Source organism: Burkholderia sp. B21-005, from assembly GCF_020843965.1.
GTDB classification, from domain to species: Bacteria; Pseudomonadota; Gammaproteobacteria; order Burkholderiales; family Burkholderiaceae; genus Burkholderia; species Burkholderia ambifaria.
On record NZ_CP086301.1, the window covers coordinates 2,410,775 to 2,426,128 of the forward strand.

The 15,354-nt window shown below is 63.1% G+C and carries 8 protein-coding genes and 1 tRNA gene; 3 read left to right on the plus strand and 6 right to left on the minus strand.

Annotation, left to right across the window (positions count from 1 at the left end):
* Positions 1-65 precede the first annotated feature (65 nt).
* The gene (locus LMA02_RS11220) at positions 66-1,103 is read right to left on the minus strand and encodes an AraC family transcriptional regulator (RefSeq protein WP_228904931.1); all 1,038 of its coding nucleotides are present in this window, start codon (positions 1,101-1,103) and stop codon (positions 66-68) included.
* Positions 1,104-1,329: 226 nt separating this feature from the next.
* Here LMA02_RS11220 and LMA02_RS11225 point away from each other — a divergent pair, with 226 nt between their 5' ends.
* Entirely contained in the window at positions 1,330-2,442 is a 1,113-nt protein-coding gene (locus LMA02_RS11225) for a fatty acid desaturase (RefSeq protein WP_228904933.1), read from the plus strand.
* A 41-nt stretch (positions 2,443-2,483) separates the two neighbouring features.
* On the opposite strand, the gene LMA02_RS11230 is transcribed toward LMA02_RS11225, so the two are convergent.
* A complete protein-coding gene (locus LMA02_RS11230) occupies positions 2,484-3,104 on the minus strand; it encodes an HAD family hydrolase (RefSeq protein ID WP_228904935.1) in 621 nt (206 codons plus the stop codon).
* A 220-nt stretch (positions 3,105-3,324) separates the two neighbouring features.
* Between LMA02_RS11230 and LMA02_RS11235 the strand changes: the two genes are divergently transcribed.
* Positions 3,325-3,415 (plus strand) — tRNA-Ser (locus LMA02_RS11235).
* Between the two features lie 436 nt (positions 3,416-3,851).
* On the opposite strand, the gene LMA02_RS11240 is transcribed toward LMA02_RS11235, so the two are convergent.
* From LMA02_RS11240 to acs, 4 genes are all read right to left on the minus strand, one after another.
* Positions 3,852-9,458 carry a DUF3320 domain-containing protein gene (locus tag LMA02_RS11240; protein WP_228904937.1) on the minus strand — a complete coding sequence of 1,869 codons (5,607 nt, stop codon included), beginning with the start codon at positions 9,456-9,458 and terminating at the stop codon, positions 3,852-3,854.
* Between the two features lie 146 nt (positions 9,459-9,604).
* The gene (locus tag LMA02_RS11245; protein WP_228904938.1) at positions 9,605-11,620 is read right to left on the minus strand and encodes a sodium:solute symporter family protein; all 2,016 of its coding nucleotides are present in this window, start codon (positions 11,618-11,620) and stop codon (positions 9,605-9,607) included.
* Between the two features lie 3 nt (positions 11,621-11,623).
* Positions 11,624-11,968, minus strand: coding sequence for a DUF4212 domain-containing protein (locus LMA02_RS11250; RefSeq protein WP_228904941.1), 345 nt, complete (start codon positions 11,966-11,968; stop codon positions 11,624-11,626).
* Positions 11,969-12,053: 85 nt separating this feature from the next.
* Positions 12,054-14,036: an acetate--CoA ligase gene (gene acs, locus LMA02_RS11255; RefSeq protein WP_228888706.1), complete on the minus strand. Its 1,983-nt coding sequence runs from the start codon at positions 14,034-14,036 to the stop codon at positions 12,054-12,056.
* 326 nt (positions 14,037-14,362) lie between these two features.
* Between acs and LMA02_RS11260 the strand changes: the two genes are divergently transcribed.
* Positions 14,363-15,271, plus strand: a complete 909-nt coding sequence (locus LMA02_RS11260; RefSeq protein WP_228904943.1) for a DMT family transporter — start codon at positions 14,363-14,365, stop codon at positions 15,269-15,271.
* Positions 15,272-15,354 lie beyond the last annotated feature (83 nt).

The following is a 15,354-nucleotide window of genomic DNA, read 5'->3' on the forward strand; positions in this document are numbered from 1 at the left end:
TCGAATGACCGATGGATCGACGCCGTGCGCATGGCCGGCACCGGATCGCGCCGCCCGGCGCGCCGTCAGCGCCGCTCGCTCGGCGCGACGCCGGTCCAGCGCTTGAACGCGCGCGTGAAATTCGCGCGGTCGGTATAGCCGACCCGCGCGGCGATCTCGTCGACCGGCAGGCGCGTGCCCTCCAGTAACCGGAGCGCATCGCGCAGCCGGATCTCGTCGAGCAGCGCCGAATAGGTCGCGCCGAATTCCGCGAGCTTGCGTTTCAACGTTCGCGCCGATACATGCAGTTCGCGCGCGACGTCGTCCACCGACGGATAGCCGGCGTCACCGCAGATCAGCAGGTTGCGCACGCGCTCGACGATGCTTTCCGCATAGCCGAGCCGCGCGAGCTCGGCCTCGCATTGCTGGACGATCATCTGCGCGGTCTGCGCGTTCGCGGTGCCGATCGGCTCGTCGAGCAGCGCGGCGTCGCAACGGATGCGGTTCGCGCTCGCGTCGAAATGACAGCGCGGCAGCCGCGCACGATAGCGCTCGAACCACGGCGGCTCGGGCCATTCGAAATGCAGTTCCGCACGCGACTGCAGCGTGCGCCCCGGCGCGGGATCGAGCAGCGAGTTGAACAGGATCGCCGTCTCGACCAGGAAGTTTTCCACCGCGAACTGGCGCAGCCGGCCGAGCGCAAACGCCTCGAGCACGTCGATGTCGACGATCCCGTCGAGCTGCGTGAGCCGCACCGAAAAGAACGGCACGCGTGTCGGCAGGTAGCGGATGCCGAGCGCGATCGCTTCGCCGAGCGTCGCGCAACTCATCAGCCCGAAGCCGATCAGCCCGGATTTCGTCAGGCTGCTGCGCAGGCCGATCTCGATCGCGATCGACGGATCGTTCGTCGCGTCGAGCAGGTTGAACACGATCGCCGCCTGCTGCCGCGGCGTGATGCGTGCGTCGGGCTGTGCGAGCCGGTCGCGCGCGACGCCCGAGCCGGCGAGAATACGCTCGCCCTCGATGCCGCGCTCCTCGGCGAGCATCAGCATGAACAGCGCATACGCGGACGATACCGTCGCCTTGTTCAGCTGGCGCGCGGCATCCGGGGCGGACAGGGCCATGCGGCGGACTCCGGTGCGGTTTCGGCGGATTGTAGCGTCGCTGGCCCGCAATGACACCACGGCGGCACTCTAGCCGCGCGGGGCCGCATCGGTCGCCGTCGCGCCGGCGACCGTGGCCCGAAATGACACCATCATTGGCACCGGCGGCCCTCGTGTGCGCGACGGGGTGCGCCTATGCTTGTCACATCGGCATTGCGCCCCACTCTTTCCGCACGGATTCCGGTCGATGAGCCAACCCGCACGAACCGTCTTTCGACACGACGCCGACAAGGTCGCGTATGTCCGCCGCGAGGTGAACGCCGCGAGCGACGCGATCCGCGCGCGCTTTCCGCTGCTCGACAACCAGAACCTCGTCGGCGCGGCCGTGATGGCCGTGTCGGTCAGCGCGATGCTCGCGATCGCGTGGCTGTATGCGCGCGGCGCAATCGCGTGGTACGTCGCGCTGCCGCTCGCCGCGTTCGTCACGTCGCTGATCCACGAACTCGAGCACGACCTGATCCACCTGATGTACTTCAAGAAGACGCCGTGGGCCTATCACCTGATGATGGCGCTGTGCTGGCTCACGCGGCCGGGCACGATCAACCCGTGGACGCGCCGGCGCATGCACCTGCATCACCACAAGGTATCGGGCGGCGAATCGGATCTCGAGGAATTCGGCATCACCAACGGTGAACGCTGGGGCGTGAAGCGGCTGCTGATGATCGCGGACGGGATGCTCGCCGTCGTGTTGCGACCGGATGCGATGCGCCGCAAGGTCAAGCAGTATGTCGCCGCGCAATCGGTGCAGGATGCGTCCGAACGTGTGCAATTGCGTGTCGAGCAGGTGTCGTCCTACATGCCGATCGGTCACGCGTACTACGCGCTGTGGCACGCGTTCATCGTCTATCACGTCGGCCTGTTCGCGCTGCATGCGTTCGGCCATGCGATCACCGTGCCGGCCGTCGTCGAGCGCGTGATGCACGTCGTCGATTTCCTCGCGGTCGTGTGGCTCGGGCCGAACTTCGTGCGCAGCTTCTGCATCAACTTCGTCAGCTCGAACATGCATTACTTCGGCGACATCGACTCGCGCAACGTGATCCAGCAGACTCAGGTGCTCAACCCGTGGTGGATGCTGCCGTTCCAGCTGTTCTGCTTCAACTTCGGCAGCACGCACGCGATTCATCACTTCGTGGTGCGCGATCCGTTCTACATCCGGCAGTTGACCGCGCGCACCGCGCATGCGGCGCTGCGTGAAGTCGGCGTGCGGTTCAACGATGTCGGCACGTTCGGGCGGGCGAATCGCTGGGGCGCGTATCGTCCGACTCGCGAGATGCGCAGCGTGCAGCGGGCCGACGCGTAACGGCGACGCGCGGCGCGGGGCGCGCCGGTCCCGTCGGTTCGTCAGTCGCCGATCGGCGGCATCGGTCCGTGCCCGCGGATCCATGCCCAGTTCGCGAGTTCGGCCATTTCCTTGTCGCCGCGGCTGTCGCCGTAGGCGAACAGTTTCGCGGGCGCCCGATTTCCCCACCAGCCACGCAACCGCACGACCTTCTGCGGACCCCAGCAGTTCTCGCCGTTCAGCCGCCCGGTGAACCTGCCGCGCTCGAACGCGAGGCGCGTCGCGAGCACCGTGTCGATGCCCGCCGTCTTCGCCCACTTCTCCAGATACAGTGACGGCGACGCGCTGACCAGCACGACTTCGTGCCCGCGCGCGCGATGCTCGCGCACCCGTTCCAGCATGTCCGGACGCACGAGGTTCGGCAGATAGCCGTCGACGAACCGGCGCGCGAGCGCATCGAGCGCGTCGTCGCCCATCGGGCCGAATGCAAACCATGCGAACTTCGCCTTCGCATCGCCGCGCGACAGCAGGCCGGCTTTCATTGCGACGATCCACGGCAGCGCGCGCAGCCCGGCCCACGCGAAGCGCGGCGTGCCGACCGCGTAACGGACGAAATGGCGGAAGCTGTCGGTGGTCGTGATGGTGCCGTCGAAATCGAACGCGGCGACGATGCGGTCAGTCATGGAGAGGCGGAGGAAGCAATGAGATGCCGGGGAAGATAGCAGACTTGGGGCCGGGTGCTGGTCATCCCCGATCACGTCGATCGAGACGATCGTCGCCGCGAGGATCGCGTACAGCTGCACGGACGCGCTGGCCGCGGAAAGCGGATTTCCGGCAGCTTACAGCCGCTCGTCGAAGGGGGTGGCGGGAGGCCGCCGGAGTTTGCTATACTCTCGGTCTTCCGGAGAGATGGATGAGTGGTTTAAGTCGCACGCCTGGAAAGCGTGTATAGGTTAATCGCCTATCGGGGGTTCGAATCCCCCTCTCTCCGCCAGGACACCAGCAAAGACGGGCCTCTCGGCCCGTTTTTTATTTGTACCCGCCAAAGAGCCCATCAATCGTCGGCGTGGCCTGTCGTCGCTCAAATAACACCCATCGAGACTAGCTACATTCCTCTCGATTTCCTTTCGCCCCGTCACAACGATGGACGTTTATGTTCCGCGATAGCGTGCGCAGACGTAGCCAGCTTTGCCTCGTGCCAAAGAATGCCGTTTTCAAGTCGCATGCAAAACTGCCCAACATCTCCGGTCCGGAAGACGCATGAGGCTCGCGGAACTAACAGATGGCCATTCAGAGGCTCGACGTCGACAGGTTTACATAGAAGCAGCCTTGGCATGTGGACTCAACAGATGTCCGCCGCAGAGCAACCGCGGCGGGATATACCAATTCCACCGCGATTAGCCCGGTACGCCGAAATTTCTTCTCGTTCGCTATTGAATCGATCCCCTCGATTGATCTGTGGAGGTCAGCACCCCCGCGACCTCCTTCAATTGCTGTCGAGAAATCAAAGTGTCGACCGCCTGTTCAAGCACGCTTCGTATCTGACTGCTCGTGTTACGGATGCCAAATCCACGCGACACGGCCTGGATAACCTGATCTCGCGTCGCGCCGAAACTCCTTTCAATCAGTTGGAGAGCAGCAACTTCGATCTCCGCCGGTGGCAGCATATCGGCTCGACGGAGGGCGATGGCATTGACCGCTGAACGATCACGAGGCACGGGCACACTGTCAGGCGTAGACAGGAATTCCCCCGATCGCGCGATACGACCTGTCTCGGCTGCAATGTCAATGGATCGCCCGACCGCGTCTTCGATTCGGCCACCGGTCCGCTTCAAGCCCCACGCCTCTCGCATCCGTGTGACGATGTGGTCCCGATGTACCGGGCCCTCGACTTGGACTGCCTGGACCACCAATTCAGTCAGCGCTCCCAGCGGCGCCTCATAGAGTTCTCCGACGAGATGGCTGGGACGCACCAACGTCACTTCTTCATATGGCGCAAAACCGGCGGCGTCTTCTGCGTCGGTCACGGCCTCACGCTCCACATAGGGTGCCTCTGCATCCAACTGCTCCGTTAGCGCAACGTCCTCCTGCAGTTCGTCGAAATCGACCTTGAGAGCCTCGATACGACGAATCAACGCGTCTAATTGCTCGGTTGGACGCTGAAACCAATCCGTACTCCAAATCCGGTGGATGGCCCAACCGTGCTCCTCCAAGATTGTTTGCCGCAGTCGATCGCGATCTCGAGCCGAGCGAGCACTGTGGTAAGCCGCACCATCACATTCGATACCCAACAAAAATCGTCCCGGTCGGTCGGCATCGAGGACAGCCAAATCAATAAAGAACCCGGCCAGGCCCACTTGCGCCTGAACCTCATAGCCTCTCGCTCGGAGCGCGTTGGCCACCTGCGCTTCGAAAATGCTGTCGTGGTCGCGCCCCGTGACCTCCGCCATCGGCAGGCGTCCCGTGCGCGCATACTGGAGGAATATTCGGAACGCGTTTACCCCGGCCCGCTCCGCCGCATAGGCCGGGTCAATATCCTCGTCTGTCAGGGATGCAAACACGTCGCATCGCTGCTTGGCTCGACTAATCAAAACATTCAGCCGTCGCTCACCTCCCGCTGTACCCAACGGACCAAAACGCATCGGTACTCGACCGTTAGGTACAGATCGACCATAGCCGACAGAAATAAAGATGACGTCACGCTCATCACCCTGGACGTTTTCCAGGTTTTTAACGAAGAACGGTTCCGAGCGATGCGCCTTGAAGAAGTCCTCAACCTCTGAGGACAGCCCGCGGCGCAAAAGTTCAAGTTCGTCAATGATGGCGCGACGCTGGGCGGCAGAAAAAGCTGCTACGCCCAGCGAGAGCTTCGGGTACGTACGTGCGTGGGCAATGATCGCCTGTGCCACTGCCTTCGCTTCGATCAAGTTAGTACGCTTATTACCTGCGTCGAACAAACCGTCGTGTATATGGTGAAATCTCAACCCTCGCCCACCCTGCGCTGTATAGGGACTCGGCACGATATAAAGCTTGTTCTCGTAGAACTGACGATTGCTGACCGCAATCAATGACTGGTGGCGGCTGCGATAGTGCCAGCGCAACATCCTCGTAGGCAGGCCACGAGCTGTGAATAAGCCCAGGATGCTCTCGATATCAGCGACCGCAGTCGCTCCATCGTCATCCTCGTCTTCGTTGCTCGAGGTCATCTTGGCAAAAAAGGCGGTGGGCGGCAGTTGCTTTGGATCACCGACCACAACGACCTGCCTTGAACGCGCGATAGCTCCCAAGGCGTCAACGGGCTGGATCTGACTTGCCTCATCCATCACCAGCAAATCGAACTCCATAGTGCCCGGTACAAGGAACTGCGCCACCGACAGCGGACTCATCATGAATACCGGTTTGAGGGCCCGTAGAGCTGGACCGGCTCTCTCCACGAGCTTGCGCAGCGATATATGACCTTTCTTTTTTTGAATCTCACCCCGCAGTACACCAAGCGGGCCCAGCGCACCGCCATCCCGCGGAGGAACGTTCTGGTAATGCGTCCGCACTACTTCCGCACTTGCGGCAACAATCCGCTGCCGATCCAGGGCGACAAATTCCTGCACGAGGCGCCCATGAGTAGCCCCATCAAACCGGGCAAGATCGGGTTCGAGGCGAACCATGCGCGCATAAATCGCTTCAAAATAGGCCATCTCGAACGCGCAAGCCAGCGCTTCCGGTGCCAGTCGGCCATCGTCCAGGCGCGCCACCAAATCGCTGCAACCCTGAGCTCGGGCCCGCGCCGAGCGATCGCGGTAGTTCACCCAGCGAAAGAGCTGTTCATGCTCCTCGCTCCAGCGTCGCAGCCGCCAAACAAGGACATCAAGCCTTGCATCTAGAATCGTGCCGCCAATTGAAGCCTCCAAATCCAATTGGAGTTCGTCAGTCAAAGCCTTAAAGCTCGCCTGGATGAACGCCTGCGATGCCGCCAATACTTCTGCGCGCGGCGTCAAACTCTCTCGTTCGCCTATCCGACCAGCTAAAGCTCGGATATCTGGGTTCTGTCCGATCCAGTCCGCGGCCGACCGCAGCAACGCCCAGTTCGACTGTTCCGCTTGCCACTCACCATCGAAGGCGGCCCGCCCGCACATTAATCCCTCGCGCACTGCTTGACGATCGCATTGACCAGCGACCAACGCCTCCAAGACAGCGCGAATTTCTCCGACGTTGGAGACTCCATCCGGGATTAGCACACGTGCGGCCGAATACGCGCCCGTATATCGCACCGCGAGCTGGAGCAGCGAATCTAAATCGGCACGCTCCACCGCCGCGACTTCGCCAAATACAGGATCCCGGGCTATTCCAAGATCCGCCCATACCTCAATTAGCCCACGTTCAATCTGCTGGCAGACAGACGAGAGTTGCTGAGCACGTGCCGCCACCTCCGTCTTTGCCGGGCTGCGCGCGGCAATCAATCGCGGCTCTGCGCCCAGTCCTTTCAGGGACCGCATCCATTCGACCAACGCCAAGAGCGGCGCTGACTGCGACTTCGCCCCACGCCAATCATCGCCAAACGCGCTACGCCCAAAAGCATCTTCCGCGTCGACAATCTTTTTCGCGTCCTGCCCCTTGGTCAGCGTATCCAGCAACCCCAATACGATGGAAAGCGGCTGATTGGGTGTCGCGAGAACGGATCCGACCAATCGATTGGCCGCACGCCATTCACCACTCAAAAAACGAAAAATGCTTGTGCCACGCGATGCCAATGTCGCACGTGCATGCGCCAAGTTGAGGGACCATGCCGCCTCGGTCAGTTGAACTCCAATGGCGGCCTTGGCGGCTTCATAGTCGGCAATTGCTTGAGCGACCTCTCCGGCTCGCTCGACCCCGCCATCCCACAGATCCGACGCGAATGTTTCCGGGCTGGCAGGCGGCGCAGATGCCACTCGCTCCCCGATACGGGCCAGCGTCCGAAAATCTTCAAACGTGGATCCCGGCTCTCGCCCCAATTGGCGCGCAAGCGCCGCCGCCTCAGTCAGTAAGCGGGGCAGTTCTTCGGATATCCGGGCGAGGCGTTGGAACTGCTCCGCACTAAAAGTCTCGGGAAGCTCCGTGAAGGCACCGAGAGTGTCATCGAGGTTGGTATCCCATGCGTCCTCGACAACTCGTCCGATCAGGGCCTGTCGTTGTACCGCATACCGCTGACCCAGCTCGAGCAGATGCAAGATCGGATCTGGGGTTTTCCAACTGTCATGTCCCAAGGCAGACGCGGATAGTTTGGGTGCCTCCGCGATGCGCTTGAGCAGTTCCACCATCGGAGGAAGATCGGACAATCGAAGCGGCGGTTCCAGTTCCAAGAGTTCGGCGACAGCGTCGAACTGCTGCTGCTCTGCCAAGACCCGTTCAAGTAGCTGCTGAACACGCGCGACCAAACGCTCAGCATCCATCGGTGAGATCGCAGCCAATCCCACTCCTACCCAAGCATGATCGGCCGGCCGACCAATCTCTGTCACACGACTCGCCAAATCTGCCAGTAAATCCTGTCGCGCAGCGAAACCATCCTTACCCCACTGCTCCGGACTCTCTAGTTGAATGTCATTAGGACGCTCGCCCTGTTCGCGCAAACGAACCAAGTGACCAATGACCTGGAACGGTGATAGCTCCGATTTCGAATCGACGGTATGCAAATTCCTTGCATGGGTGTTGAGGCTGTCGCGCGCCTCAGTCAGACGCGCGAAAAGGCTTCCCGGGTCTGCAACCTTGGGAGCACCCAATTCCCACGTGCGCCGCAACTCATCCAACACCGCGCGCTTGTTGGCCTTGTTACTGTGCAGCTCCAAGCAAGCGTCGCCGACGCCTTTGTCATCGAGACGGCGTTTTACCACATCCAACGCGGCCATCTTTTCGGCCACAAAGAGTACGCTCTTTCCGTCCTTGACTGCGGCAGCGATGATGTTGGCGATCGTCTGGCTCTTACCTGTCCCCGGTGGCCCTTGGATGACTAAGTTTTTACCTCGCCGCACTTCATGGATCGCTAGTGCCTGTGAGCTGTCGCAATCAAGAATGTGGAGCATTTCAGATGGAGGAATCAACGCATCGATGTTAGCGTCCTCGTGTGCGAGGTCCTCGCCACCAGCAAATCCGTCCGCCAACAGCGAGCGGACCAGCGGGTGGTCACCTATCGCGGCGCCCTTGGGCCAAACCGCTTGATCCAGATCCCGATACATCAAAAACTTAGCGAAGGAAAAAAATCCCACCGACATCTGGTCGGGGAATACCTCCCACCCATCCTTCGTCTCAACGCTCTGCCGAACCAACTCCATGTAGTCGAGCGGATTGAACATGTCGCTCGCCTCAAAAGTTGGCATACGGAGCGCATGCACTCGGTCGAGATAAGCTTCAAGGGAAAGGTTGGACGCAAAGTCCTCCTGTCTTGCCTTTAGATTGAAGCGTTCACCGGCATTGCCTCGATCAAGCTGAACAGGAACGAGTAGAAGTGGTGCGTAACGCGTGTTCTCTGCATTGTTGGGATCGACCCATTTCAGGGCGCCCATCGCCAAGAAGAGTACATTGACACCCTGCTCCTCCTCCAACGTGCGTGCATCCAGATAAAGTTCCAAGAGACGCTTCTGGAGACCCTTGCTGGTCAACCGGGTTTGCAGGCGAGTGTCGGTGTGTCGTCGCAAGACACCCCGCTCGTCCGTGCTGTCATCTTCTGGCTGGGCCAATTCCTCGATTTCATCGGGTTCGACCAGTACTTGTTTCGAACCTTCGTCAGATTCCGAATTCTTGGTCTCTACGGCGCGTCCCGCCAAAAAGGTGAAAGTTTTCCCCTCTCGGACCAGCAACCGAAATATCTCACCGACTTTCTCATCGATGATTTCGATGAAGCGGCTTCCCCGTGCACCCCGTGGCACATTAAGCAGGCGGTTGCGTGCGGATAAATCGAGCAATTCAACCCGCGCTCGCTCCAGTTTTTCGGCGAGCGGCAAGTTACTCTGGAAAATAGATTGATCTTCACCTGCCGCAGACGCGACTTGCCCCTGTACTGGTTCCATGACTTCCCCCGGTCATTTCTTGCCTTCTCCTCGAAGGCATTCTATTCATTGACAGACACTATAACTCTCTATGAAATATACGAGCAGGACGGACGCAGACTGATGGCTATTTGCGAACCAAATACGATGTTGCCCGCACTCTCCCCTCACGGATGCCGAATGTAATCCACCAACGCCCGCGTATACTCATCCGGCGGCCGATCGAGCAAACTAACCGCGATCGCCACCACAAACCCCGCCGGCACCCCGAACACACCTGAACTGATCGGCTCGATCCCGAACCACGTCCGCCCCGCAAATCCCGTCAACTGCGTGAAATAGGGGTACGTCGACACGATGTAGTACACGCACACCGCAAGCCCCGTCACCATCCCGGCGATCGCACCGCGCGTCGTCGTACGTTTCCAGAACACCCCCAGCACGAGCACCGGGAAGAAACTGGACGCCGCGAGCGAAAACGCCGCACCGACGAGAAACAGAATCTTCCCCGTATTGAGCGAGGCGACATACGACGCGAACAGCGCGACGCCGAGCAGCAGCACCTTCGAGACGGTCACGCGCCGCTGGCTCGATGCGTCGGGCGCGACCATGCAGTAATACACGTCGTGCGACAACGCATTCGCGATCGTCAGCAGCAATCCGTCCGCGGTCGACAGCGCCGCGGCCAGCGCACCGGCCGCGATCAATCCCGACACGACATACGGCAGCCCCGCGATCTCCGGCGCGGCCAGCACGACCATGTCCGGTTGCATCTGGATTTCCGACCAGTGGACGATGCCGTCGCGAATCACCTCGACGATGCTGATCAGGTCCGGTTCGAAGTGATGCCACTGCGTGACCCACGCGGGCAGCTCGGCGATCGGCCGCCCGACGAGGCTGGTGAGAATCTCGTACTTGATCATCACCGCGAGCACCGGCACGCTCAGGTAGAACAGCGCGATGAAGAACAGCGTCCAGCCGACCGAGCGCCGCGCGGACGCCACCGACGTCGTCGTGTTGTAGCGCGTGAGGATGTGCGGCAGGCTCGCGGTGCCGAGCGACAGGCACAGCAGCAGCGCAAGGAAATTCCGCTCGCGCGGCTTGCGCTCGTCATCGCTCGCGGCAGGAAACGGCTCGTGCATCGGCACGGGCGGCTCGGCGCGTGCCAGCAGGTCGTCGCGCGCCTGGGTCCAGGTCACGCGTGCTCCTGTCGGGTCGCGCGGGAAGTCGGCCAGCTCGCGCTCGCGCTGGTTGATCTCGCGCAGCGGCCCGTTGTGGCGCCGCAGGTCCGCAAGCTGGTCGACGAGTTGCCGGCGAGCGTCCGCATACGATCCGGGCAAGCGATCGAGCTGCACCTGGACGAGCGCGGCCTGCCGGCGATACGCATCGCGCACCTGCTGCTCCTCGGCCGCGTCGCGCACCTGCGCCTCGCGCGCCGCCACGCGCTCCATCAGCTTGCCGTAATTGAACTGCGGCACCGGCCCGAGCCCGTTCTTCATCGCGATCAGCGACACGGGGATCAGGATCGCGCTGATCAGGATGATGTACTGCGCGACCTGCGTCCACGTGACCGCGCGCATGCCGCCGAGAAACGAGCACACGAGAATGCCCGCGAGCCCGCAGAAGATGCCGATCGCGAAGTCGACGCCAATGAAGCGCGTCGCGATCAGCCCGATCCCCTGGATCTGCGCGACCAGATAAACGAACGAGCACAGAATCGCCGCACCGGCCGCAAGCGCGCGCACGGCCGTACTCGAAAAGCGCGTGCCGAGAAAATCGGGAATCGTGTAGCGCGCGAGCTTGCGCACGTACGGCGCGAGCAGGAACGCGACGAGGCAGAAGCCGCCCGTCCACCCCATCACGTAGGCGAGCGCATCGTAGCCGGTTGCGTAAAGCGAGCCGGCGAGACCGATGAACGACGCGGCCGACAGCCAGTCGGCCGCGGTTGCCATCCCGTTGAACGCGGACGGCACGCGCCGCCCGGCCACGTAGTATTCGACGAGATCGGACGTGCGCGACAGCAGCCCGATCACCGCATACACGGCGATCGGCACGAACAGGAACACGTAGCCGATCCAGACGCCGGAGCCGGCCGCGCGCTCGATCCGCCACAGCAGCAGCACGAAGCCCAGAAAGCCGAGCGTGTAGAGCGCGTACGCGCGTATCAGTCGATGCGTCAGCATGGATCAGCGGGCATGGTGCGAATTGCCCGAGTGCGCGGCATGCTCGTCGTACGCACGCCGCAGCGCGCGGTCCGCGCGCTGCATCAGGCCGATGTAGACGACGATCAGCACCAGATACACGAGAATCGCGCCCTGCGCGCCGACGTAGAACGGCAGGCTGAAACCGGCGAAGCGGATGCCCGCGAGCGCGGGCGCGAAGAACGGCACGACGAACGACACCGTGAAACCGATCGCCATCAGCACCAGGATCAGCGCGACGTTGAAGCGCCAATAGCGCGCATGAGCGCGCGCGAGCGGCTCGGGAACGGGCGGCGGCGCGGCACGCGGCGGACGGGACGGAACGGTCATGCCGTTATTTAGCAAAAAGCCCCTGCGCGGACAATCGGGATTGCCGCGCGGGGGCTCGTGCGCACGACGTGCGCAACAGGTGCGATCAGCGCACTTCGGCGAGTTGATCGAGGATCGCCGGGTTCTCGAGCGTGGACGTGTCCTGCGTGATCGCCTCGCCCTTCGCGAGCGAGCGCAGCAGGCGCCGCATGATCTTGCCCGAGCGCGTCTTCGGCAGGTTGTCGCCGAAGCGGATGTCCTTCGGCTTCGCGATCGGCCCGATCTGCTTGCCGACCCAGTCGCGCAGCGTCTTCGCGAGCGCCGCCGCTTCCTCGCCTTCCGGACGCGAACGCTTCAGCACCACGAACGCGACCACCGCCTCGCCCGTCGTGTCGTCCGGACGGCCGACCACCGCCGCTTCCGCCACCAGCTCATGCGAGACCAGCGCCGACTCGATCTCCATCGTGCCGAGCCGGTGGCCCGACACGTTCAGCACGTCGTCGATGCGGCCCATGATCGTGAAGTAGCCGGTGTCCTTGTCGCGCACCGTGCCGTCGCCGGCCAGGTACAGCCGGCCGCCGAGTTCCTCCGGGTAATAGCTCTTCTTGAACCGCTCCGGGTCGCCCCAGATCGTGCGGATCATCGCCGGCCACGGCCGCTTGACGACGAGGATCCCGCCTTGCCCGTTCGGTACGTCCTGGCCGGTCTCGTCGACCACCGCGGCCATGATGCCCGGCAGCGGCAGCGTGCACGAACCCGGCACCGTCGGCGTCGCGCCCGGCAGCGGCGTGATCATGTGGCCGCCGGTTTCGGTCTGCCACCACGTGTCGACGATCGGGCAGCGCTCCTGGCCGACGTGCTTGTGGTACCACATCCACGCTTCCGGATTGATCGGCTCGCCGACGGTGCCGATGATGCGCAGGCTCGACAGGTCGTAGCTCTTCGGATGCACCTTGTCGTCGGCTTCGGCGGCCTTGATCAGCGAACGGATCGCGGTCGGCGCGGTGTAGAACACGGTGACCTTGTGATCGCCGATCATCTTCCAGAAGCGCCCGGCGTCCGGATAGGTCGGCACGCCCTCGAACACGACCTGCGTGCCGCCGCACGCGAGCGGGCCGTACGTGATGTACGTGTGGCCCGTGACCCAGCCGATGTCGGCCGTGCACCAGAACACGTCGGTGGGTTTCCAGTCGAAGGTCCACTTCATCGTCTGCGCGGCCCACAGCAGGTAGCCGCCCGTGCTGTGCTGCACGCCCTTCGGCTTGCCGGTCGAGCCCGACGTATACAGGATGAACAGCGGATGCTCGGCGCCGACCCATTCCGGCGCGCACGTGTCGGACTCGGCGTCCGCGAGTTCGTGCATCCACAGGTCGCGCCCGGCGTGCCAGTCGACCTTGCCACCGGTGCGGCGATAGACGATCACGCTCTTCACCGCTTCGCAGCCGCCCATCGCGATCGCTTCATCGGCGATGCTCTTGAGCGGCAGCGTCTTGCCGCCGCGCGCCTGCTCGTCGGCGGTGATGAGCGCAACCGCGCCGACGTCGACGAGCCGCTCGTTCAGCGATTTCGCGGAGAAGCCGCCGAACACGACCGAGTGGGTCGCGCCGATGCGCGCGCAGGCCTGCATCGCGACGATGCCTTCGATCGACATCGGCATGTAGATGACGACGCGGTCTCCCTTCGCGATCCCGCGTTTCTTCAGCGCATTCGCGAAGCGCGACACGCGTGCGAGGAGATCGGCGTAGGTGACGCGCGTGACGGTGCCGTCGTCGGCCTCGAAGATCACCGCGACGCGCTCGCCGTTACCGGCTTCGACGTGACGGTCGAGGCAGTTGTACGACGCGTTGAGTTCGCCGTCGTCGAACCACTTGTAGAACGGTGCGTCGCTCTCGTCGAGCACCTTCGTGAACGGCTTGTGCCAGCTGAGGCCTTCGCGGGCAAGACGCGCCCAGAAGCCCTCGTAATCGCGCTCGGCTTCGGCGGCCAGCGCCTGGTAGGCCGGCATGCCGGAAATGGTTGCCGCCTTCGCGAGCGCCGCGGGCGGCGCAAACTGACGGGTTTCGTGAAGAACCGATTCAATCGCAGACATCGACTACCCCTTGGTGAACATGAATCCTCTGCATGGCGGCGCGATTCGTGCGCACCGCGCGTCTTGGCCGGCGCATCCATGCGCCGCTGTCTCCCACCACCTGCGCGCGCCCCGAAGGCCACGCACGATGCTGCACCGCACCACGTCACGCGACGGTGATCGTATGGCCCGGCGATTTCCACGATAAGCGCTCGAACTTACCCGTCACTTACGCGGCCTCGCCGTTTCGCACACCGCCGCTTTACGGTCGGCGCTTGACCGTCAGCTTTACGCTGTTACAACTGCGACCCTACAATCGTAACTGAACTCGCCCCCCGGACTCCAGCTTGAATCGCTACGCCCTCTTCCTCATTCTGTCGATGCTGTTTGTCGGCAGCAACGTCGGTATCGGTAAATCCATCGTCGTCTTCGTCCCGGTCGCCATCCTCGCCACGCTGCGCTTCGTGATCGCGATCGCCGTACTGTGGCCGCTGTTCAGCCCGGTGAAGATGCGGGCGGTCCGGCGCGCGGAATGGCTGAACCTGTTCCTGCAGGCGTTCTTCGGCACCTTCATGTTCACGCTGCTGATGCTCAACGGCGTGCAGCGCACGAGCGCGGTTGCGGCCGGCGTGATCACCAGCACGATCCCCGCCATCGTCGCGCTGTTCGCGTGGCTGATCCTGCGTGAAAAACCGAACGGCCGTGCGCTCGTGTCGATCGCGCTCGCGATCGCCGGCGTCGTAACGATCAATCTCGCGAACGGCGGCGCGTCCGCGCACGGCGCCGACGGCACCTCGTCCGGCTCGCTGACCGGCAACCTGCTGATCCTCGGCGCCGTCTGCTGCGAATCGATCTACGTGATCCTGTCGCGCCGGCTCACGCAGACGCTCGCGCCGATCGACATCTGCGCGTACACCCACCTGTTCGGCCTGTTCCTGATGCTGCCGCTCGGCGCGTCGGCACTGTGGCATTTCGATTACGCGAGCGTGCCGGCCGGTACGTGGGCGCTCGTCGTCTGGTACGGGCTGTCGGCCAGCATCTTCTCGTTCTGGCTGTGGATGAAGGGCATCCGGCACGTGCCGGGCAGCCTCGCCGGCGTGTTCAGCGCGGTGCTGCCGGTCGCGGCCGCCGCGTACGGCATCGTGTTCCTCGGCGAACGCCCGACGCTCGCACACGGCATCGCGCTCGCGTGCGTCGTCACCGGCATCGTGCTCGCGAGCCTGCGCGTGAAACGCGCGCCGGCCACCGCCGCCTGATCCGTCCCCGGCTCTCCCGGCGCGTCGCTGCAGTCGCGCCGGCCAACGCGTTACAATAGCGCGCCTTTTCAAGATTACCCCCG

Bases quoted from the DNA above. Each gene is read 5' to 3' on its own strand.
- LMA02_RS11230 (WP_228904935.1), bottom strand. From the start codon at position 3,104: ATGACTGACCGCATCGTCGCCGCGTTCGATTTCGACGGCACCATCACG.
- LMA02_RS11250 (WP_228904941.1), bottom strand. From the start codon at position 11,968: ATGACCGTTCCGTCCCGTCCGCCGCGTGCCGCGCCGCCGCCCGTTCCC.
- LMA02_RS11225 (WP_228904933.1), top strand. From the start codon at position 1,330: ATGAGCCAACCCGCACGAACCGTCTTTCGACACGACGCCGACAAGGTC.
- acs (WP_228888706.1), bottom strand. From the start codon at position 14,036: ATGTCTGCGATTGAATCGGTTCTTCACGAAACCCGTCAGTTTGCGCCG.
- LMA02_RS11220 (WP_228904931.1), bottom strand. From the start codon at position 1,103: ATGGCCCTGTCCGCCCCGGATGCCGCGCGCCAGCTGAACAAGGCGACG.
- LMA02_RS11240 (WP_228904937.1), bottom strand. From the start codon at position 9,458: ATGGAACCAGTACAGGGGCAAGTCGCGTCTGCGGCAGGTGAAGATCAA.
- LMA02_RS11245 (WP_228904938.1), bottom strand. From the start codon at position 11,620: ATGCTGACGCATCGACTGATACGCGCGTACGCGCTCTACACGCTCGGC.